This window comes from Bradyrhizobium glycinis (assembly GCF_016031655.1).
GTDB classification, from domain to species: Bacteria; Pseudomonadota; Alphaproteobacteria; order Rhizobiales; family Xanthobacteraceae; genus Bradyrhizobium; species Bradyrhizobium glycinis.
Genome location: NZ_JACCHQ010000021.1, coordinates 25,856 through 47,051, shown reverse-complemented (window position 1 = coordinate 47,051; position 21,196 = coordinate 25,856). Strand labels below are relative to the sequence as shown.

General features: G+C 55.7%; 14 protein-coding genes and 2 pseudogenes. 4 read left to right on the top strand and 12 right to left on the bottom strand.

Annotated elements, in window-relative coordinates:
* Positions 1-157 precede the first annotated feature (157 nt).
* A complete protein-coding gene (locus tag HZZ16_RS26100; protein WP_197952714.1) occupies positions 158-1,327 on the bottom strand; it encodes a M24 family metallopeptidase in 1,170 nt (389 codons plus the stop codon).
* A gap of 412 nt (positions 1,328-1,739) precedes the next feature.
* On the bottom strand, positions 1,740-3,254 hold the full coding sequence (locus HZZ16_RS26095; protein ID WP_197952713.1) for a porin: 1,515 nt from the start codon (positions 3,252-3,254) through the stop codon (positions 1,740-1,742).
* A gap of 408 nt (positions 3,255-3,662) precedes the next feature.
* Between HZZ16_RS26095 and HZZ16_RS26090 the strand changes: the two genes are divergently transcribed.
* A complete protein-coding gene (locus HZZ16_RS26090) occupies positions 3,663-4,208 on the top strand; it encodes a MarR family winged helix-turn-helix transcriptional regulator (protein WP_246510438.1) in 546 nt (181 codons plus the stop codon).
* Here the strand turns inward: HZZ16_RS26090 and HZZ16_RS26085 are convergent.
* Positions 4,203-5,237, bottom strand: coding sequence for an alpha/beta hydrolase family protein (locus HZZ16_RS26085; RefSeq protein ID WP_197952712.1), 1,035 nt, complete (start codon positions 5,235-5,237; stop codon positions 4,203-4,205). The two genes, HZZ16_RS26090 and HZZ16_RS26085, sit on opposite strands and share 6 nt — an antisense overlap.
* 610 nt (positions 5,238-5,847) lie before the next feature.
* Here HZZ16_RS26085 and HZZ16_RS37525 point away from each other — a divergent pair.
* Together HZZ16_RS37525 and HZZ16_RS26075 are read left to right on the top strand one after the other, a co-directional pair.
* Positions 5,848-6,462 carry an aspartate/glutamate racemase family protein gene (locus tag HZZ16_RS37525; RefSeq protein ID WP_311974241.1) on the top strand — a complete coding sequence of 205 codons (615 nt, stop codon included), beginning with the start codon at positions 5,848-5,850 and terminating at the stop codon, positions 6,460-6,462.
* A 670-nt stretch (positions 6,463-7,132) separates the two neighbouring features.
* Positions 7,133-7,873 carry a class II aldolase/adducin family protein gene (locus HZZ16_RS26075; protein WP_197952711.1) on the top strand — a complete coding sequence of 247 codons (741 nt, stop codon included), beginning with the start codon at positions 7,133-7,135 and terminating at the stop codon, positions 7,871-7,873.
* A gap of 536 nt (positions 7,874-8,409) precedes the next feature.
* Here HZZ16_RS26075 and HZZ16_RS26070 read toward each other — a convergent pair.
* The 6 genes and pseudogenes from HZZ16_RS26070 to HZZ16_RS26045 all read right to left on the bottom strand — a co-directional run bounded on the left by HZZ16_RS26070 (position 8,410) and on the right by HZZ16_RS26045 (position 16,614).
* Complete coding sequence (locus HZZ16_RS26070; RefSeq protein ID WP_197952710.1) at positions 8,410-9,573, bottom strand: M20 aminoacylase family protein; 1,164 nt, start codon at positions 9,571-9,573, stop codon at positions 8,410-8,412.
* Positions 9,570-10,745: a M24 family metallopeptidase gene (locus HZZ16_RS37985; RefSeq protein ID WP_283815871.1), complete on the bottom strand. Its 1,176-nt coding sequence runs from the start codon at positions 10,743-10,745 to the stop codon at positions 9,570-9,572. The genes HZZ16_RS26070 and HZZ16_RS37985 overlap by 4 nt, the downstream gene beginning before the upstream one ends.
* Before the next feature lie 689 nt (positions 10,746-11,434).
* The gene (locus HZZ16_RS26060) at positions 11,435-12,295 is read right to left on the bottom strand and encodes an acyl-CoA thioesterase (RefSeq protein ID WP_197952708.1); all 861 of its coding nucleotides are present in this window, start codon (positions 12,293-12,295) and stop codon (positions 11,435-11,437) included.
* A 730-nt stretch (positions 12,296-13,025) separates the two neighbouring features.
* Entirely contained in the window at positions 13,026-13,886 is an 861-nt protein-coding gene (locus tag HZZ16_RS26055; RefSeq protein WP_197952707.1) for a MaoC/PaaZ C-terminal domain-containing protein, read from the bottom strand.
* Between the two features lie 123 nt (positions 13,887-14,009).
* Positions 14,010-15,104, bottom strand: a complete 1,095-nt coding sequence (locus tag HZZ16_RS26050; protein ID WP_197952706.1) for a KamA family radical SAM protein — start codon at positions 15,102-15,104, stop codon at positions 14,010-14,012.
* A 722-nt stretch (positions 15,105-15,826) separates the two neighbouring features.
* Positions 15,827-16,614, bottom strand: a pseudogene (locus HZZ16_RS26045) (IS110 family RNA-guided transposase).
* Between the two features lie 80 nt (positions 16,615-16,694).
* On the opposite strand from HZZ16_RS26045, the pseudogene HZZ16_RS26040 reads away from it, so the two are divergent.
* A pseudogene (locus HZZ16_RS26040) lies at positions 16,695-16,949 on the top strand (integrase core domain-containing protein); the annotation flags it as partial.
* On the opposite strand, the gene HZZ16_RS38410 reads toward HZZ16_RS26040, so the two are convergent.
* The 3 genes from HZZ16_RS38410 to HZZ16_RS26025 all read right to left on the bottom strand — a co-directional run bounded on the left by HZZ16_RS38410 (position 16,909) and on the right by HZZ16_RS26025 (position 21,196).
* Complete coding sequence (locus HZZ16_RS38410) at positions 16,909-17,361, bottom strand: lysozyme family protein (protein ID WP_376707599.1); 453 nt, start codon at positions 17,359-17,361, stop codon at positions 16,909-16,911. The pseudogene HZZ16_RS26040 and the gene HZZ16_RS38410 overlap by 41 nt on opposite strands.
* A complete protein-coding gene (locus HZZ16_RS26030) occupies positions 17,349-19,244 on the bottom strand; it encodes a YbaK/EbsC family protein (RefSeq protein ID WP_197952704.1) in 1,896 nt (631 codons plus the stop codon). Before HZZ16_RS26030 ends, HZZ16_RS38410 begins: the two co-directional genes overlap by 13 nt.
* Positions 19,245-19,894: 650 nt before the next feature.
* Positions 19,895-21,196, bottom strand: coding sequence for a T6SS phospholipase effector Tle1-like catalytic domain-containing protein (locus HZZ16_RS26025; RefSeq protein ID WP_197952703.1), 1,302 nt, complete (start codon positions 21,194-21,196; stop codon positions 19,895-19,897).

The window sequence follows — 21,196 nt, the reverse complement described above, 5'->3', positions numbered from 1 at the left end:
AGCCCATCTTGCAAATACACCGACGCAGAAGCAGAGCGAGCGCCGCGAGACAGGGAGCCCTGAGCTGCGAGCATCCCGCGAGTATACTGGCAACGTCCCGGGGGACGTTGCCAACTTCAGCGCGGCGGGCTCTTCACCGGAAGAGCCCGCAGCCGGGTTAAATCTCGAAAATCTGACGCGGCACCCGGGTCAACACGTCAGCTCCGGACTCCGTGACGCGGAATGTCTCGCTGAGAACATAGCCGAAATCCTCATCGATCCAGTTGCCCAGCATCAGATGGAAAGTCATGTTAGGTTTAAGAACGGTCATATCTCCTTCTTTAAGGCTAGTGACCGCCTCGTTCCAATCAATGCCGATGCCATAGCCACAGCGGGATTCTTTCTGAAAACCGAACTTCCCGATCGTGCGATTAAATGCTTCGGCGACGTCGCTGCAGGTTGCTCCGGGTCGGACTTTTTCCAGCGCGGCCTCTAGGCCCTCGACCTCGGCCTCATGAATGCGCCGCAGACGGTCGGAAGGCCTGCCAATCGAGAAGGTGCGCATGACTGCTGCTGTATAAGTGTGGCGCACGCCGCCGAGCTCAAGATTGATTTGTGAACCTTGGCGGAAGATGTCGTCGCTCCAGATGATGTGGCTTGTCCCCGTGCGTGGTGAGGAGCACATGAAGATATTCGCGATTCCGGTCCCGTGCTTACCATTGGCGCCGCGCGCCAGGGTCGACAGAATCTCGGCGACCGCGTCCGCTTCATGTACACCGGGGCGAATGACTTCGGCCGCACGCAACATACCCGCATCGGCAATCGCGGCAGCTTCTTTCATCAAAGCTATTTCAAGGTCGGACTTGATGACCCTGATCCAAGTGACGACGTGTGTACAGTCAACGAACCTCGCAGCCGGCAGTCGTTTCTTGAAGTTTTCCGCCGCTCGCGCTGGAAGCTGTCCCATTTCCAGTCCAACCCCGTGGTTGGCAAGGTTGGCTTCTTGAAGGAAATCGATGACAGCGTCGTACCCATCCTTCTCGGGGTTGCCAACGAGCGATTCGGGATATCCAATTATCTTGTTCCGTTCGAGAAACGTCAGATGGATTCCGGCTGGCACATCCATGAGGCGCAAAATGAGCGATGGCTCCTCTTCCTGGACGGAAACCACAAGAGCCTGCGGGACGTAGGCTGATCGCGCGGTGTAGCCGGTCAGATAATTGATACTGCGATCAAAGGTGACCACTAGAGTTTCGATGCCGCGCTTGACCATTTCTGCTTTTACCGCGGCAAGCCTTCGCATGTACTCTGCGCGCGGAAACACCTGAGGTCCTTTAGCGACGGTCATTGTCTTAGCTCCTTCGTTCCTGGCTTCTAAAGTTGTCTGAGGTGAGCCCACACGTTTAGGACGACAGCGCCATTTCACCTGCAAAGCGCAATACGACTTCGCTCGTTATGGCACGCCCGCCGTGCATATCCTTCCAAAGGGGCCAAAGAACCTGATCGCGAGAATATAGAGAATCCAGGAAAGGCGAATTCCTCTAAATAACAGGAGTATCCGCCTAAATTCTGCGTGTAGGACCTGATGATAGTGCTCAAATAAAACCGAATAGGTTTATTCTGTGCAGCTCGCCCGGATGAAATCTGGTCAAAGCCACCGAGTTCAGCTCGTGCACGAGAAAGGCCCCCGGCGGGCATGCCGGAGGCCTTCTTGGAGGTTATAGAGCCTTGTTCGGTACTCCTTTCGCCATAGAAACTGCTTAGAAATTGCGTTGAGCGCGGAGCAGCAGCACAAGGCTGTTCTGATCCTTCAGCTCATACACAGCTGCGGGCTTTGCGATACCTGACTGCAACGGCAGGGTCACCGTGCTTCCTCCCGCATACTTCTGGTCGAGCATGAGGTACGCGAGTTCGCCGGTGAATGTCAGATTTTTGATCGGAGTCCAGGACGTCTTCGTACCAACTACCGCATAGTTAAAGTCGGGGTTGCAGCCAGCAGCACCGGTCGACAATGCAAGGTTTGTGACGAACGCACCGCAGATGTACCCCTTGGCCGTGTTGTTGTACCTGACAGCAGCCCACGCGCCGAAGAGAGAGGTGTTCCAGTATGGATCCCAATTGTGGGTGTAGCCACCGTTGAAGCCATAGGTCGTGGTCAACTCTTGGCCGGCTCCGGTGACGAACACGGAGTCAGACACACCCGCAACTCCTAGACTCTGGTAAGCGCCCGCCGCGCCCGCGCCGCCATACATCGCGAAGCTGGTCGACATATAGTCCTGGAAGACGTAACGGCTGGCACCGTTTGCATACACGCCGGTCAAGTTGATCGTGTCACCTGGACCGGTGGGGAGATTCTTAATCGACAATGCCAGCTGACCAGCCCAGCCCCATTTGTCGCCCGGATGGCCGGTCGATTCAGCAGCACCGTAGTAGGCAGCATGATTGTCATGCGCGGCGACCGAGGCCTGGAAAAGACCCCAGGCCTGATCGACACGAACCATCGCGACGAGGTCTGGCGCTCGCGAGCCTCCAATGTCGTTCGCACCGTACGCACCGCTAGCCAGGCCCGCGGCTGTCGCCCCGCTCACGTTCCAGATATTGGTTGTGTAATTTTGGACCTGATCCTGGGCCGAGAACGAGGCTGTAATTCCTTGACCGAAATCAGCGGTATAGGTGAACTGGTTAACCGGATCCCAGCCACTTCCCGGCAGCTCGAGGTTATTCGCAGGGTATTGGGCCCAAGGCGTCCTGAATTGCGACTCCGCTTTACCGACCGTGAACCCAGCGAATTGGATGAAGGCATAGTAGACACCGAGCGAACCACCAGCGACCTGGGCAGCAGGTGACGTGGTATAGGTTGTTGCGCCATTCACACCGGTCGTGCCCGCACCAGAATAGGTACCGGTTCTCCAGGTGAACACACCCTCATAGTAGGTCCGGACCACGCCCCACTCGGTCGCAGTGCGCGTATCGATTCTCAAAGCTTGGCGCGCCAATGTCTCGTAGTAGTTGCTCAGGCGGTTCTGAGCGCCCGGCGCGCCGCTGCTGGGAAAGTCGAAGTCAGAGCTGCTTCCCAAGACCGCATCGGCACGAAGATAGCCGCCAAGCTTGATGCAAGTGTCGGTGCCGGGGATGTAGTAGAAGCCCGCGCCATACAGTGAGCAGACCTTTACGTATTCGATCGCTTTGGCCTTGACGGGGAGATCGGCGGCCTGCGCGCCAGCCCCCACGAACATTGCCGCTGATCCAAGAATAATACCCTTCATCACTTTCATCGATGAACCTCCAAGTTGGAAACCGCGTTTCCGTCCTTCAAAGATCCGCTGCCAGCTCCACCCCAGGCGGACCGCTTGACGGAACGACTTCGAGGACCCCCTCGCTGTCCTAAGGAGACATACTTTCGATCATCAATTGCTACAATCAATTAATGGTTGGAATTATCTGTTTGTGAAGCATCGTTGCTGATTGGCAACAGCCAGCCGCTCAAGATCTTGCAAAAAGAAGGATTTGCAAAAAATAAAGCCCTTGGGGGGCATCCCGAGGGCTTACTTGGAGATTTCGTTGAGCAGGACTTCTAGCGAGCGCGGTATTGATATCACCCGTCAATTGCATTAGTCAATTGATAAATTAGATGGTGGGCAAGATCTCGGTGGGCTATTTCAGTCTTCCTGAGATTGAATAGGATGCAGCGGACTCCGCTCCCGCTCGCCGCCGCGGACAATCAAAACTGGCAAAAAAGAATGAAGATGGCCACACAAGAGCAATTTGACAGGGCTGTAAGGGACCTGATCTGGAACATCGTCGAGATTCGCGCTCAACTGGAAGAAATCGATAAAAGTTGGGCTGAATTAATCGGTATAAGCGAACCTCAATGGCTGATGCTGATGGCGATCGATGAACTCGACCACGGCAGCGGTGTTTCCGGCATTGCAGTCGCCAATAAACTGGGGTTTCACCCCGCATTCATCACGACTCAGACGAAGAAACTTGAACAGCTGGAATTTTTAATCCGCGCAACCTCGCCTGATGATGCGAGATTCTTGCAGATCTCGTTGACCCCAAAGGTGCGGACAGAAATTGCTAAGCTGTCGGACAAAAGACAAGCCGTCAATTCGACGATCCTAAATGGCTTGGATGAGGAGTCGCTTGCGTATCTCAATAAGCGGCTAAACGCGATTGCCAAGAACAGCAGATTGGCATCTCAGAAATTGAGCCTCGGGCTGCTATGAAGCTGGAGCGCGATCGAGCTTGCGCTCGAGCCATTCGAAGACGGCCTCATCGCATGCTATGAAGTTCTCGAATGCCCCCTCTGGCGTCCGGGGCATTAACAATTCCAGGTCAATGCTCGCCGAGGCGCAATCAGCCTCTAGTTTGATTGCCTCAGACGCGTTGAAAATACTGCGCTCGCCAGCAACGACGAGAATGGGACATCTTAACTTCCTCGCCAAACGCGATCGTTGCGTCGTGGACAGTTCCGCGTTCGGAGTCTCGGCAATCCTAGTCATCCATTCAATAGACGACCGCGTCCGGGTCCAGCTCCAAAGCCCCCCGTCGCAAATCGCAGCATACACGCGGCGGTCAGCCGCAGCAAAATTGGTCGCGAGCGCGGCTGAAAGGCCTTCTCCGTAGATTGCCATTCGAGACGCATCAATCTCCGGCAGGGTCGACAAATGATCCAAGCAACAAGAAAGCAATATTTCTGACGGTCGAAGCCAATGACTTGAGACATCATCGTAAGAAACGACGAGAACCGCCATGTTTCGACCAGTTATAAGGGGCAAGAGTCTACCAAGCAGGATCTCTGCCGTTTCTTCTTCCCGGCTGATGCAAACAATTGCGGGGACGCACGAACTGGAAGTACTGGCGGGCACGTAGTAGGCAGACAACTCGCCGTGATCATAGAGTGTGATTTCGACACGCTCCACCCTCTGATCTAAGGATCCGAAGCCCCCGACGCTGGCCTCCAGCTTGGCCACAACGTCCACCCTTTGCGGATCGTCTTCATCGGATAGTCGCCTGGCAACTTCAAATGCAGTAAGCGCGCAAAGCCAGGCATGGGCCGCTTCATCATGATTACCTCTTTCGACGCTAAGATTGGCAAAGAGGCAATGAGCGTCTCCGATACTTGTCCATTTTGCAGCACAGTTTCTCCTGCTTGCAACGTCGCTTTCCTGATCGACACCATCAAGGAACACGACAGCACTTTGCCGTGTGGACGCAAGATTGCCTGTCACTTCAGGCCAAGCAGCGCGCAACATCCGTTTCATCCCTTCAGCGCGAGTCCTCAAAACCGGTCAGGATTGCTCTAGACAACCCAAACGGGAGCTTCGTATAAAGCCAACCAATCCACGGTGACTGACCCGCCGGTGGGTTCCGCTTTGCTTAATTTTTGATGATACGATTCCTCCGAGCTGAGGATCGCCGATGTGCGGCCATTTGCCGCCGAAATTCTGCTTCATCTCCACGAAATGTGCTTTATCTGAGCTCGACTCGACGACGCTCATCGCTGTCAAAGGTGCCCATAGATCACTTTCATCGAGAGCAAGCGGTTATGCGCTCATTCGAAAATGATCTTTCGACCGATAGGAATCGAAGAATGAGCCTTGCGCCTTTGGGTCCAGCGCTTGCGCCGGTCAGGCCAGGATTGTCGCCCTCTTTCTTGGTAGGCTTAATTACCAAAACTCCACTCTTCTGCTAATGGAAAGCAGAATTTCGGCGACCGCCAGCCGGAATTGCAAATAATTCCACCTAAAAATAGGCTATGGTTGTTGGATGACCTCGTACCTAACCCCCCGCTCCCTTGGTATCCTGCATCTCGAGCGCGGGCTCACCCCCGGTGCTATACCGCCTGCCCCGGCGTCCGGCTCAATGCTGAATCCGGCGACGTTCGATTTTCAAACCATCTCGGAAACGGTCGCGGGAGCTTGGGTTGAGAACGTCGTACGCGGCGATGCGGCGCTTGAGCCCGCCTTCATAGCCGCCGCCAAGCGCCTGGTCGAACGAGGGGCCGTCGCGATAAGTTCGACCTGCGGCTTTTCTATTCGGCATCAAGCGGCGGTGGCGGCTTCGGTCACAGTGCCGGTCGTGATGTCAAGCCTGCTGTTGTTACCCACATTGCTTCGTCAATTGCCGGAGCGCGCCAAGATCGCCGTCCTGACCTATGATTCGACCTGTTGCAGCGAAGATCTGCTCGGGATCGATGATCGGGCGGAGCGGGCCAGAGTCGTGATCGGCGGCATCGAAGGGGGCAAGTTTTGGCATGACGAGCTCAAGCGCCCGGCGCCGCCGCTCGACGTCCCCGCGATCGAGGCAGATGTTGCCGCGTGCATCGCGCGTCTCCGCTCAGCCCATCCGGAGATCGCCATAATTTTGTTCGAATGCGCGGCGTTTCCGATTGTTGCTCCGGCGGTCCGCCGAATCACGAAGCTCCCAGTTTACAGCATCACAGACCTCTGCCGACTGACGATGGCATCGACGAGTTGATATTGTTCGCTAAGCACGTGGCGCTTCGCGCGGGCTTTAACTCGTGAAAGCCTCCGTCTGCCTGGTTCCTCCAACATTAACCGTCTCCCGTAGTCTTGAAGAATGCGCGCACAATATTCGCGCTCATGGAACGCTTATCGGAGACACCGGTAGCGCCGCCGGCACAAACAAAGTCGGCCGATGTGCTGCACAGACGCACGGATACAACTGTAATCCGGCAGTTATGTTTGGCTGAGGGAGAATGTGCAGACGAAGGCGCCTGTACCGTCCCGAGCGGCCTCTGCAACAAACTTTTATGGCTAAGATTCAGTTGCGCGGCTCGAGCGTGGCATTCGCCGAGCTCGGTCATGACGGCATCTAGGGGACGCAATCAGCTGCGAGACACAATGCCCGGTATCTCGCTTCTCAAGAGTTCACGGTACAGTGCTGGCGGCTGTGAGGCGTGAAACGCCTGCAGGCTTTGGACAACTATCTTGCGCCTCAAGCAAAGCGCAGCAAAGGGGCCCGCCTAGAGGACCGGAAAGATGTCCGTGAGAGCGCGCGAAAGCTGCGAATTCGTTCGCCACGAGCGGAATATCCACGAGGGATTGGCATTCACCGGTGAAAACCTGTTTTTCGCCGTCGCTATTATAGTTCGAGATTCCTTTGCTAGCTTTGAGGAGGAGAGACCATGTCAAGCGATGCCTCGGATGAATGGGACATCCGCTGCGATTTGGCTGCCGCTTATCGTCTGATCGCTCACTTTGGCATGGACGACCTTATCTCCACGCACCTGTCAGCGCGCCTACCTGGGAAGGCGCATCGTTTCCTGCTCAACCCCTACGGCATGATGTTTGACGAAATCACGGCCTCCAGTCTCGTCGTTGTCGACCCGGATGGGCATGCGCTTCAGAAAGAGAACGAGGCTAAAGTAAACAACGCAGGCTTCACAATTCATTCCGCCGTACACATGGCTCGTCAGGATGCTCATTGCGTAATTCACACGCACACCTTGGCAGGAATGGCCGTTGCGGCTCAAGAACAAGGACTGCTGCCATTAAACCAAAAATCGATGTGCTTCTACGGTGGCATTTCTTATCACAATTATGAAGGCGTTGCGCTCGATCTCAACGAGCGCGAGCGTCTCGTGCGCGATCTTGGGGACAAAGACGTCATGATCCTAAGACACCACGGCTTGCTTACACTTGGCCGTACCGTGTCCGAAGCCTTCCTCAACATGTACCTTTTGGAGCAATCGTGCCGGGTCCAGGTCGCGGCTATCCAAGGTGGACACAAAATCGTCCTGCCGTCGGACAGAGTGGCCGCTCATACGGCGGAGCAGTTCCAACGAGAGGGTTACAATAGGAACCTTCGGCCCTGGACGGCTCTCAAGCGCCGCCTCGACCGCATCAGCCCCGATTACGCGACATAATAGATCTTGAACGTCCGGGAGACACGTAGACCCCGACGAAACGTGTTATGTCACGTTTCATTCCAATCCATCGGTCTGCTGGTAACACCCGCTCCCATCTTCCTGTTCAGCGAGCTAACTAAAGATCGCTTCTAAAAAACGGGGGTTAGATGCTGTCGAATCTAACGCTCTACCGTTTCATACCGCCATCGAAGTTCAGCACTCAGCATAATCGACTACGTTCGGTCGGCATCCGGTAAGTGCCGCTTGAGAAGTCAACAAGCATCGCCGCGAGCACCGGCCGCGCCTCGTTGGGCCCTCCAGTTGCGCGAGGTTGAAACGCCATCCGCGGATGCCCGCCACCGCCTGTCGCGACAGAGAAGGTGTGGCGCAAGCAGGCTCAGAACCTGCTTGCTCGAACAGCCGGCAGGCAGCTACGATGCAGACCCGGTCGAGCGCTGCATCGCCACACACCCGGCGGGTTCAAGATCTGGAGAGAGAGCACGGTCGTTGATCTCATTTGAGACTCCAGGCGACAGCGCAGGACGGTGGAGAGTTCACGGAGCCAGCACCGTCTCGACGACGTTCACCCAATAGCCGATGCCATAAGGCAGCGCGTCGTCGTTGAAGTCATACGCCGGGTGGTGCAAGCCAGCTGTCGATCCGTTGCCAAGAAAGATGATTGCGCCTGGCCTTGCTTCAAGCATGTAGGCGAAATCTTCCGAGCCCATCCGCGGGCTTATCTTCTCATCGACGCAAGCGGGTCCAACCAGATTGCGTGCTGCTTTGACCGCCAGATTAGTTTCTTCCGGATGATTGATCGTGACCGGCGCGGACCTGCAGTACTCAAATTTGACATCTGCGCCAAATCCCCGCGCTATCCCTCGCGCAGCCGCAAATATCTGCCCTTTTGCGAAGTCGCGCAAGCCGGGCACAAGCGTTCGAATACTACCCGCCAGCTCGACCTGATCCGGAATGACGTTGTAGGCCTGAGCCGCATTGAGTTTGGTGACGGATATCACGAGCGCCTCCATCGGGTTTGTATTCCGAGAAACCAGAGTTTGCAGGCCGACGATGATCTGCGCGGCGATGACTACCGGATCAATGGCCTCATGAGGCTTGGCGGCATGGCCGCCCCTCCCCTTCACGATGAGGTCGAACTCGTCGAGAGCGGCCATGATCGGACCTGGGCAGATGCCGAACTTGCCGACTTCGATTCCCGGCACATTGTGCAGGCCGAACACCTTGGATATTGAAAAACGATCCATGATTCCTGCCTGGACCATCCTTTGGCCGCCCACTCCGCTCTCTTCAGCGGGCTGGAAGATCAAGGCGACCGATCCCTTGAAACGCCGAGTCGTCGCAAGGTATTTCGCGGCGCCTAATAGCATGGCCATGTGACCATCATGCCCACAGGCATGCATCTTTCCCGGTACTTTCGAGGACCAGAGCTTCTCGGACTGTTCTCGTATCGGCAGCGCGTCCATATCCGCGCGCAATGCGATTTTCGGCCCGTTTCCACATTTGCCGTCAATTAAGGCGACGATACCAGTTTCAGCTATCCCCGTTTCAATATGATCAACGCCGAAAGAACCGAGCTTCTCGGCTACAAATCTAGCAGTGTTGTAAAGACGATATTCCAGCTCGGGATTCTCATGAAGATGGTGGCGCCAAGCAGTTACCTCCGCCAGCAAATATTGAAATGCTTCGATGCCATTCATGTGGAGCCCACAGCATGAAATAGGTTGTGATCTGTACGGCTGAGCACTTCCGCGCCAGAGTCTGTGACGACCACATGCTCGCTGCAGCCAAACAGATGACCGGTTTCGCCAAACAGAATGATGGGAAGATGAAAGGTCATTCCCGCCTGTAAAATTTCCTCTGCGGCAGGCTCCAGGCTGAGGTTCCCTCGTTCTGTCCAGTGGATGCCACTTTGGTACCCGGTACGATGGCGAAAGGCGCGCGGGCGTCCAGATTGCTCAATCACCTTCCGCGCGGCGGCGTCCACGGTCGTCGCGCTTACCCCAGGCTTAATCGCGCCAATGGCAGCTTCGAGCGCTTCAACCGAAAGAGCGTGCAACGATTCGGCCTCACGATGCCGACCAAGCACCGCGCTGCGGACCAGCCCTGCGGCATAGCCATGCTTGACGCCGCCGATCTCAATCATGGCGGGTTCATTGTTTCGGAGTGCGTGTGGGGTCGGGACACCGTGCGGCATCTTCGTCCGATCACCGAACACGAGAGTAACGGATCGCCATATTTCGCCGCCAGCTTTGCTAGTTTCTCCAACTATGGCTTCGTACGTTTCTGTTTCGCTCACGCCTTCGCGAACCGAGTTCCGAAACACGCGCACTGCGAGATCAGTTATCGCCATTGCTTGACGCATCACATCGAGCTCAAGCGCGCTTTTGACTGCCGCGACTGACGCAACCAAATTGGAGCCGTCGGCGACTTTCATGCCTGGACACAGTCCTTGCACTGCACGCACATCGGCGGGCGCCAGATTCCAACATCCGAGTTCGAACCCCACTCTCCGATCCTGCAGCCGATGCTGGCGAAGAACCTCAGCACAGGTCTTGGCAACATCGCGAGGGTGTCTATAACACACGACCTCATCGACGCATCCTTCGGCGCGGACAGCCTCGGCATCGTACTCTCTTACAACGAGAACCGGGGCATATCCCGGTACTAGAATCAACGGGAACGGAGCGAAGTACCCGCCAAATCCATGATAGCCAGTGAGATATCTGAGGTGGCCGATAGCGGTAACCACAATTGCATCAAGTTCGGCGCGCGCTACCGCTTCAAGCACCTTCTGCTGTCGATAATCGTACTCCGACTTTGGGAATGGAGGTCCCGCCCAAGGGATTTCCGAACCTGTCGCTGTGAGCATAGAAATCTCCATCTTGGGCCATACTGCGCCTTCGCCTTTTCCTCTCTCGGGCGCCCTTCTCAAAACTCTGCGCTTGGATAGACCCCGGTCTGATTCGTGCCCGGCGGCCACAGCCCTCCGCAGCAAACACTGAAGCGCCCCGAGACCGACGTAACAACTGCCGGGTTTAGTAGTTTCAGAGCTGACGAGCTAAGCATTCGGGCGACAGTCAGCCTAGCGAGGATCATGTCCCAGCCAATCACTTGGACCAATGACGACAAGGTAGCGAAGGTCAGTCTTGTTTACGACGTCTTCAAACCGAAAAGCGTTGTGAGCACTTCAACCGAGCCAGTGCGCGGCCTGAGTTGGCCGATGAACACTACGGTTTGTACCGGGCCTCCGTACGATGGTGCAATGCTCAGGCGCATGGTCAGGCATTGCCCTGCCGATATGGATTGGCCAACGGCACCGCGAATGTGTTTATGGATGGAATAAGGTCCTAACACCACAGACTTCATCGCAGAATGAAAGATCCGGAGCGTCGGGAAGACCGTATCGACAGTCGCCTGAGTATCGAGGATGTGATTTTCCAGGCATCAAATGGTCGTTGAGCCACTCCTTTGTTCGCGCGAAGGCACGCTGGCAAGCAGCATGGACGGGCCACTTCTCACTCGCTCGCTCAAGCCAGGCTTTCCCCGCACTGCGCAAGCTCAGCGTCGCTCGCGGACCGAGCCCTCCTGGGCGACCGAAGCCACCAGCGTGCCGTCGCGCGTAAAGATCAGCCCACGAGCGAGGCCACGTCCGCTCTGCGCGCTTGGCGATTCCTTGGCATAGAGCAGCCAATCATCGGCACGGAAAGGACGATGAAACCACATTGCGTGGTCAAGACTTCCGGACAAAATGCGTTCATCGAACAGCGTACGCCCATAGCGTGCCATCACGGCATCCAGCAGCGACAAATCCGAGGCATAGGCCAGTGCGCAAATGTGCAGCGCCGGATCATCGGGCAGCTTTGTCGAGGCCTTCATCCACATATGAACTCTTCCGTCCTCGATCTTCTGGCCAACATACCGGCCGATATCGACGGGACGAAGCTCGACCGGACGATCAGGTTCATAGTAGCGGTGAACAATTTCCGGTAGATCCGGATATAGTGAGCGCTTCGACAACTCTTCGGCTGCGAAATGCTCCGGCCCTGGCACCTCCGGCTTGTTTTCCTGGTGTTCGAACGCGCCTTCCTCACCCTTATGAAACGAGACCATGGCCGAAACGATTGTGCTACCGCCCTGCATCGCCGTGACGCGCCGGGTCGAATAACTTTTACCGTCGCGTAGGCGCTCGACCTTGTAGATCAAGGGTACCCGAGGATCGCCGGTGTGGATGAAATAGCAATGTAGTGAATGCGGCAATCGGGCTTTGACTGTGCGACACGCTGCAAGCATCGCTTGTCCGATCATTAGGCCGCCGAATACCCGTTGCTCGCTTGCGTTCGGACTGTAGCCGCGAAATAGGTCGATCCCGACCGGGTCGAGGTCGATGATGGCTGCAAGGTCGATTTGACTTTTTTGCATTCAGGAGGCTCTTAGCTTGTCCAGTGTCACCGCTGGAGCGGTGCGATCATGAAACCCCAGCGTCGTGAGGCTTCGAGAGATGAAACATCCTCCTAGCGAAAAGCCGCGTTTGAGATCCGGTGTTCGAACTGCCTCTCCACGCAGCACTCCATACGTGCGACAGCTCACCCGCCCATCTTTCGATAGGCTCAGCGCCCGTGACCGTCGTTCAAGTCTAAAGCAATCGGCATGCCGCCCCGCACATCAGCTGATCTAGCAAAGAACGGGGAGCTTCTTGTGCCGTCGATACTGGTCCACTGTCAGCGGTTGGTTCCGGACCTGTCGTGAACCAAACAGCTGGGATACGATTGGTGTATGTAAGCAGCTATTCGAGCTGCTTGCTAGAAGCGCAAGTCGTACCCGCTGCGACTCAAGGGGATGCTTCACCGCGGAAGACATAGGCGGTACGCTGAATACGACCATCTCGCCAACTGAACGATTCAAACTGAAGGCGCTCTGAGCTTGCAGCATGGATCGCATATGGTCGCCCACGCGCGGGATGAGCCGAATGGCCTGCCTTGAGGCCCGCAGTTGAAGTACTCCGGTTGAAGTGCTCCGAACGCCTCAGGTTCGTTGCGCGACCCTTCTACGCAGACGTTGCCGCGGACCTTTCATGCATGTCGGCAAGAACCGCCAAAACAGCGCGACAAACTCGCAGCCGAATAGATACAAGGAACGGTCCAAAACCTGCTCAGTGTAGCACCGTCTGCCCATTCTTGACGACCGTAACCCGACGCTCTTTTACGCAAGCTTCGAATGAGATCGAATTACCGTCCTTCCAAAGATTGACGGTAACAACTTCTCCCGGGAACACGGGCGACGAAAAGCGGGCGCGGTGACGATGAAAGGCAGACGGATCGTAGTCGGCATAGCTCTGCAGGACGGCTCTGCAGGTCAGGCCATACGTGCACATTCCGTGCAGAATGGGCCTTGGAAAGCCGGCTCGACAGGCGAACTCCGGATCACTATGCAAAGGATTTCGGTCGCCAGAAAGACGATAGATTAGGGCTTGGTCAGGTCGGGTCGGGATATCCATTGATCTATCGGGTGCTCGGCGGGGCACTTGGTGCGGCTCGGGCATCCCCTCCGATGGCCCGCCAAAGCCGCCGTCACCTCTTGCGAAGGTCGACGAGAGGATTGTGACGATCTTGTCGCCGCCCCTATCTCTGACCACCACCTCGTTCTGAATGATCGCGCCTTTGTCCTTACCCTTATCATAAATTCCTCTCACACGGGCGTCCGCCGTCACGTTCGCCGCCACGGGCATCGGCTTGTGAAACGTAAGGTCACGTTCGCCGTCAACAACCATGACGCGATTGAGGTCAATGACTCCGGGGCGTGCGCCCCAAACGCACACGGAAGCAAACGTCGGGATCACCTTTAATGGCCTCGACGTTGCAAACGCCTCGTTGACAAATTGTAGCTCCTCCTCCTTAAGGGGATCTGAGCCCATGCCCACTCCAAGCGCATAGAGCATTACCTCCCGGTCAGTCCAGGAATAGCGAGCTCCACAAGTCCTTAGGTTTAGTGCAGCGGGATAGTCGAGGGGCATCTGAGCCTTTCTACAGTTGAGACAAGGGCGCCCCGGCGGCGGCTCAACTTGAATGCGCTTCGTGGGGCGGCGGGCGTACCGCACTCGCTCCGAGCCTGTGGGCTGGAGCGCGTGCGGCAGATCTCATTGTTCAGGCAGATCATCAAGCCAGCAGGCTGTCACGACGTGCGGTCGGGAAAAGATCTTACCGATCTTCTCGGGAACCTTATCCTGGTGGTATCGCATATACACACGACCATCCTGTCCTATGTCCAATATCTCTATTTTTCCTGTGTAATGAGACATGATGTATTTAAATGTCTTCTCAATCCCGCTCAGACGTTGGTTGATGCCGCGCACAATTTCTAGTCCGCGCCCCAGCGGAACTTGGAAGTGGGACGCGCCCTTCACCGGCCTCGCTTGAAATAAGTAGTAGGGCCGCACTCCGATTTCGTGGCATTTGGCAAACGTCGCAGCCAATATCTCGGGATCATCGTTGACCTTGGCGAGAAGCACGCACTGGTTAAGGAATTGCACGCCCTGTGCTCGCAAAGCGCGTACTTTGCGCTCCGCGCCGGATGAGATCTCACCTACGTGATCGAAATGCGCGACGATGATTGGGGATTTACCCGCCTTGTGGATACGCTGGAATAGCGCCGGTAGAGCGGAGTCATCAAACCGCTTTGGCGCATAGGCCAGCATTTTTGTGCCAAATCTGATCGACTTCAAATGCTCTATTGGCAGCAGATGGTCGACGATCTTGTTCAGATTGGACGTGCTGAGCACGAACGGGTCACCTCCGGAAAGGAGTACGTTCGTCATCTCAGGATGGCGAGCAATATATTGCGCGACCCGACCGAAGTCTGGTGCGATTTCATCCGAAACTTTCCCCACAATGCGCTTTCGAAAGCAGTAACGGCAATATGAACCGCAGCGTTCCGTGACCAGTAATAAGCCGGTTTGGGCGTACTTGTGCTGGAGTCCCGGCACGACCGTATTGTCGTGCTCGCCGCTCGTATCCAAGGTGCCTGGGCTGCCGAACTCTCGGATTGAGGGCTCGACAATGTACTTCAGCTGATCGTAGTAGCCGCTCTTGACGATCTGTTCGCGATAAGACTTTGTGACATGATAAGGCGTGATGTTGTTAACTTGCAGTTCACTCTCGCTTACGACGCGAGTTTCCTCGATGAACTTCAACTCGTGTGCTCTGCAATCCAGCTGACTAGCTGCGGTTTCCATTGCGCACCTCGCCCGCGCTTTTCAGCGCGTTTCAGATTCAATGCGATCTTCGTCGTCTACAATACGGCACCATCAGTGGATCGATACCTACCTGGTGTGGTGAGGCCTATCGGGATCGACAATTGCGAAAAGTACGCTGATACTCGCGCTAAATGGCCGCGAAGGACCGCAGCGACCTAAGTGCAGCCAAAGAGCGTGTTAAGATCGAACTGAATTGCAAGGGATAACTCAAATCTGGCGGACCATGATTATGCCTTGGCAAGCATGGCCAATAGGAAGGCTCTTGCGATGTAGGTGATCAGGGCGGTTTGAAAAGGCACCGCAAAGCAGCTTTGCCGATCGCATGCCGGCCGACGCTCTCCCGGCACCGAACTTACCAGCAACCGGGCCGATCGGTGCCGCGTCGCCTGGCATTATATCGCTTCGGGCAAGCCATGCAGAATGGCTTCATCGAAAGCTTCATGTATAGACGGCCCCGCGGATGCAAGGGATTTTTGGCAGCATACTTTGGATACCGGTCGGGTGCGTTCATGTATACGGCCTGTTAGTGCGACCGATGCCATGGCCGCCGGCCCTGATGGAGATCACGGATCGAGGCCTCATCAACGGGTCGCGCTTGTTGCGCTTAAAGCTCTTCGGGCTTGCTCGGTCCCCAGCTCCCCCGGTGTCCATCATGCTGTCATTTGCCCTCACACCATAAGGTGGCCAACATACGCGGAAAGTCAGGCCGCGAGCTTCGGGCGATAGAATTCCCAGGTGGTCATCATTGCCCAGATGATCCGGGCCAATTTGTTGACAACGGCGATGGCGACCACTATGGGCCGACGCCGTTCAAGCAGGGCTTCGATCCAGCCGCATCCGGCCCTGGACCGTGCCTTTGGGTACGTACGACGTTACGTGCTCCGATCACGAGCAAATGCCTGAGATAGGAATCGCCCTGTTTTGTTGTCCTACCCAGCCGATCCTTCCCGCCAGTTGAATTCTGCTTAGGTGTCAGGCCAAGCCAGGCCGCGAACTCTCGCCCGGAGCGAAACATTGTCGGGTTCGGCACGGTCGCAGCGAGAGCCGTGGCCGTTAAGGGACCAATGCCGGGAATGGAGGACAACAACTTCGCCATCGAACTAGTTCTCTGCATGAGAGCCAGCTCACGCTCGATGGCCTCGACCTGCTGATCCAATTCCTTCAGGTGGTTCACGAGAGCGGCGAGTGCCAGACGAGCATTGGCTGGTAACGCCAGGGCCTCGTCATCCAATACGGTTTTACATAGGCAGGCGGAATGGCGGAATCAATCTCACCTCGTGTCCAAACCGCTGAATCTCGGGTGCCCAGTGGTGAGCGGTGGCGCAGGCTTCGATGCTGACCAGACACGGCTCGATCGCGGAGAAGAACGACACGATCTCGCCTAGCGTCGCCGGAGGCGTTGGCGACTGGTTATTTGGCCCTTGCTGTCAACTGCATGGACGTGAAATACGTGCTTCGAAATGTCCAACCCAATTGTCGCGGCTTCCATTGGTCAATGGCTCCTGTTAGCGATTCCGTGCATCGGCAGTATATCGCCGGCTCCGAGGGAGCGGGGCCGTCTTCCCCATCAACGGTCGGCTTCGGGATGAATTGCTGAACGAGACGCTGTTCGCGTCGCTGGCTCAGACCCGCGTCGCGCTCGGATGCTGGCGCGCCGATTATAACTACACACGACCGCACTCACAGCTCGGATGGAAGACGCCCTCCGAGTTCGCCTTCACCTGCCACCCGCGCCGGGATCTGGCGCCGCGCTATGCCGATGGCTCCGCGCCAGCTCCCGTCGCTACCACCGCCCAACTGGGCAAATCCAATGGCCCTGGATAAAACTTGGGGCAAGGTCAGCAGGTTTCGCCGCATCATCATCCGCGAGCCTGTCGCCAGCGTCCCACGCCCCTTGCTGGATGGCAAACTGCCAGGGGTCGGCCTCGTCGAACACATAGTTCCCATCGAAATACCCGGTTTTCCAGCCGCCGACCGCACCGCCGATGCCTCCTCGACTGGCGCGCCATACCATTTCATAACGATGCGATGAACCTTGCCCAACAGCGCGCGGTGTCCATACTGATGTTAGCACAGGGATCAAGGGATCAACGAGATCTGGCTTGAGCTCGGCTGTGTCTGTGACGCCGAGCCCTGCCGGATATTGCGTTACTCCGACGCGGACCATGGCTTGGCGGACGCAACGGCGAACTAGCTCCCACTTGCCCGGGGCGTAACGGGAGCCTAATCTGGCGATCTCAGACGTTGAGCGCGAAGCCGCGTATAGGTCTTTGTCAACTCCAAGAAATCACTCCTTCTCAACTTGAGCGTTTGAAAGTTGTCCCCGCTTCCCATGTACACATAGTCTTCACTCGACCCCTCGAAAGCCTCGTCTATGAAATAGTTAGCGTTGTGCTGTTCAAAACCAAATGGCGAGACCGCACCTAGGACGAACCCCATCCTCTTGATTTGCTCGTGGGTAGCCAGATTAACCAAGTTCTTTGACATGCCAAGCTCTCTAGCAATCTCCTCCTTTGCGACTTCCTTGTCTCCCGGCACAACAGCGATAGCGACGCGAGGCATGCCGTCTTGCTTTTGCTTACCAACCGAGAAGATGACCGTCTTGGCCATTTGACTGTCTTTCAAATTCAGCACTCTGCGTACATCTCGGATCCGAAATACCGCGGGGTGTCGTAAGGTCTCGCATGCTATTTGCCTCGATGCCAAGAACGACCGAACGCGTTCGTAACCCGAAGCGTCGACTCTCTTGACCGCATAAACGAGAACATAGTGACCATAAAAGTACGAGTCGTCTCTTATCAGAAGCTCATCTAAATGGGAAAAATAGTCCTTAGCATTTTTTAAGTCGAACATGCTGTTCGGGAGGATAGCTGTGATGCAAGGATATGAGATCATACTTCGGATCTCAAACAAGCCGCTAATTTGCTCTTTCATTTGTGGTTGATAGGGCTTGCAGAAAATGTAGAAGGTCATATCCTCGAGCCCGACTTGGGCCGTCTGTCGATCGGCGTCTATGTGTGCCGCCAGCGAGGTGTCCCTCCAGTTTGGCTTCATACTCTCGACGATCGTGTTTGAATTGTAGAAACTCAACAACACGGCTCCGCCGGGCTTCAGCCACTCATGGAAGCGCCGAAGCATTCTGGGCGTGTCCTCCACAAAACTGCCCATTCCAAAGCTTGCGCAGACGAAGTCCACTTTTCCTGCGAAGTCGCTTTCGCCGTCCACCTCCTCGTATTCGAAGTCGGCAACGGAAAAGGCTATGCGTCGATCGTCGCACGCGACTTTCTTCTCCTTAGCCACCCTTATCATGTGCGTGGAGAAATCGAACGCATAAACACGCGAGAAGTATTTCGAGATACGGAAGGCATGCCGACCTGTTCCGGTCCCAACATCGACAGCGATAAGTTGCTGAGTCGATTGCCGGCGTTCCAAATCTAGGTCTGACATGATCTGGTCGACAAGACTCTCCTCCTTCCTCATCGCAAGCTCGGTAGCAAACTTCGTGCTACCGTAGAGTTTATCATAAACTGGAGCCGCAATGTCGGAAAGCACAGTATGAAAGAGCTTTTTGAGTCGCTTGACGATCTCATCACTGACCAGATTGACGTGAAGGTTATGCACCTCCGTCAATTTGTTGTCGAAGACAAAACTGCTTAATACGTGGCCTTGCCCCAGCGTCCGGCCATCAAGAAATACGACATGAACGTCATGGCTTTTTAGAAGAGAAATAGCTTGAGAAGAAACCTCTCTCACGCCTTCGGAAAAGATAACGAACTGAGCAATGTTCTCCTGCTGTTTGAGATGCTCGAAATCGCCTAAAAGCGCTCGGAGGTTCTGATCAGAAAAAATATTCTGCCGGTGAATCTTGAACAGGACAAGTATCCGATAAAAAGAAGAAACATAATCCTCAGGGTAGCGCTCTTTCAGCGTCTTAAAGCTGATAATAATGCCCTCCCTCGCAGTGTAGGCGACGCGCGCGCCTTTGAAGTGGGTTGGCATCTTTTGAAAGAAACGAGATATCTGCTCAAGGTCGAGGCGCTTGATCACGTTCTCGTAGATAAGCTCCGCCTTTATCGCGCTGAGATTAATCTGCCGGGCTGAATTCGATCTCGTCGCCAAGTGCCCCTCCTCGGCCCAGCTTGCCCCGGCGTTTCAACCAACCGTGCTGGACGGCATTTGCGCCCCGCGGGGTGATGGACCTAAATTTAGATTTTTTAGAAAGAGAAAAGTACAAAACTCAATAGTAGTTCTTCTCAATCGATGCAACCACTACGCCGCTTCGTGAGCCGCAACGCCGAAAATTGCCACTCACTTTCTCGCACCTGCGCAGCAGTTCAATTCGGAGACACTGCGTTTGCGTTCACTCCTGGTCGACATCCGCAAGCTTGCCGCCACTCAAATAAGCCCGTGCTCCGCCGAGCCGTCGCGCTTTTCTTGGGGCGACGCGGCTTACTATCTACCGACACGAGTTACTCGGGACGCTTCAAACGAAGCAGCCCCACCTAGCGCTCGTGCTCGTCCTGGTAATCTCTCGCAAGAGGAAGAGCCAAAGTCCGTACTCGGCACTCATCGAAAATTCCGCCCCCAGGTAGCCTGGCTAGGCTTGCAGACGGTAAGTGTCAAAAGAATCATTCGCGGCTACACCACGATTCCGAGAAGCGATTTCAGGAACTGGGCTGAACTATTTGGTTATTCACTCTGGAGAGTTCACGTACCGTATTGGTCCCTCTCAGCGGAATATGGTGAGCTGGCGCCCTCACCAATGCTACCTAAGGGTCTGGCACCTCGACGCGGGGGTCGTCCGCTCGCACGGAGGTTTGAAATTGAGCTGGATCAACCTTCTTACGCTGCGCCCACTCGACAATGTTCGCTGGGCGATACGTTGGATCAGCTCGCCATCGCTTAAATACGTTAGCGTCGACGGTCTCATTGACGCTGATATGGCTGCCATCTTCCCTGACACTCGGCTCGCTGCCGACGGTCCGATACAGGGGCGAAGTGAACCAGGCATAGAGACCAGAACCAAAGGACGTATACGAGTCGGCAATCGGCGTTGTTACGGCGTCTCCATCAAGATCGACCTCAGATCGGAACGAAAGACCGTGCAGTTCTGCTTTCTTCATCATCCAACGCAGCGGAGCTTGGGCGAGAAGATCGGTCTGATAGCCGCCCCCAACATTGGCATGGGCACCTACGAACCAACGCTGCTCAACTGCGGAAAGCGGGCGCGGCTTTGCGATGACCGCGCTGGGATCCTTTGGATGACGAACATCCCAAAGCGTGGGAGCGAAGTCGTTGCGATGCTCATCAATAGCAAGGGCGTGATAGCCGTTTAAAATATGGATGCGCAGTCCTGTTTGGAGATAGTCGAACTGAGAACGGCTAATGCCCGGAATGTTCCCCGCCGCTAGACCGACGGAACCGACGGTGTCCCACACACCCATTACCTTTACTTGGGCCGGCTGCGAATATTTGAGAAGCCACTTTTCTTGTTGCGTCAACTTGCTGGTCTCGCCCGTCGCTGCGATATCCTTCAATCGCCAAATGCTCTCCTCATCGCCCTTCTTGTAGCGATCAAAGAGCTCTGTCACCCCGATCGGAGAGCCAGCTTTCAGGACCCCATTGATCGCAACCAATCCAGCCAAGGCTCTGGCTGTGAAAGCCCCCCGGCTAAAGCCGAAAATAAATATCTCGTCGCCTTCTTTGTAATTTTCGATGAGCCACTCGTACGCTAGGCGAATATTCTCATCGAGTCCCTGACCGAAAACACCGCCCAAAAACCCGTTAACCCCAACCTCATAGTAGACGAGTTGAGGTTTGCCGTCGGCGCTTTTGCTCGCGCAGAGAGCCCGCATTCGCCAGACGTTGGTGTTACTGTTGACACTATTCCATGTCCCGTCGAGAAAGACTGCGAGGCGCTTTTGCTGCTGCTCTGCGCCTGCAAAGTTCGGTTGATTGCCACTCTTCTCTGCAGGACGACCGACGATCACTCCGATGGCGACAATCGCCACGATCGCGAGTAACAGCCCGATCGTGTGCCCGATGCGCTCAACCCAGCGAAAAACATTCAT

Coding starts and splice junctions, on each gene's coding strand:
- HZZ16_RS26060 (WP_197952708.1), bottom strand. CDS start 12,295: ATGCAAAAAAGTCAAATCGACCTTGCAGCCATCATCGACCTCGACCCG.
- HZZ16_RS37985 (WP_283815871.1), bottom strand. CDS start 10,745: ATGCTCACAGCGACAGGTTCGGAAATCCCTTGGGCGGGACCTCCATTC.
- HZZ16_RS26075 (WP_197952711.1), top strand. CDS start 7,133: ATGTCAAGCGATGCCTCGGATGAATGGGACATCCGCTGCGATTTGGCT.
- HZZ16_RS26095 (WP_197952713.1), bottom strand. CDS start 3,254: ATGAAAGTGATGAAGGGTATTATTCTTGGATCAGCGGCAATGTTCGTG.
- HZZ16_RS26025 (WP_197952703.1), bottom strand. CDS start 21,196: ATGAATGTTTTTCGCTGGGTTGAGCGCATCGGGCACACGATCGGGCTG.
- HZZ16_RS26055 (WP_197952707.1), bottom strand. CDS start 13,886: ATGCCCCTCGACTATCCCGCTGCACTAAACCTAAGGACTTGTGGAGCT.
- HZZ16_RS26070 (WP_197952710.1), bottom strand. CDS start 9,573: ATGAATGGCATCGAAGCATTTCAATATTTGCTGGCGGAGGTAACTGCT.
- HZZ16_RS26090 (WP_246510438.1), top strand. CDS start 3,663: ATGCAGCGGACTCCGCTCCCGCTCGCCGCCGCGGACAATCAAAACTGG.
- HZZ16_RS37525 (WP_311974241.1), top strand. CDS start 5,848: ATGCTGAATCCGGCGACGTTCGATTTTCAAACCATCTCGGAAACGGTC.
- HZZ16_RS26050 (WP_197952706.1), bottom strand. CDS start 15,104: ATGGAAACCGCAGCTAGTCAGCTGGATTGCAGAGCACACGAGTTGAAG.
- HZZ16_RS26085 (WP_197952712.1), bottom strand. CDS start 5,237: ATGTTGCGCGCTGCTTGGCCTGAAGTGACAGGCAATCTTGCGTCCACA.
- HZZ16_RS26100 (WP_197952714.1), bottom strand. CDS start 1,327: ATGACCGTCGCTAAAGGACCTCAGGTGTTTCCGCGCGCAGAGTACATG.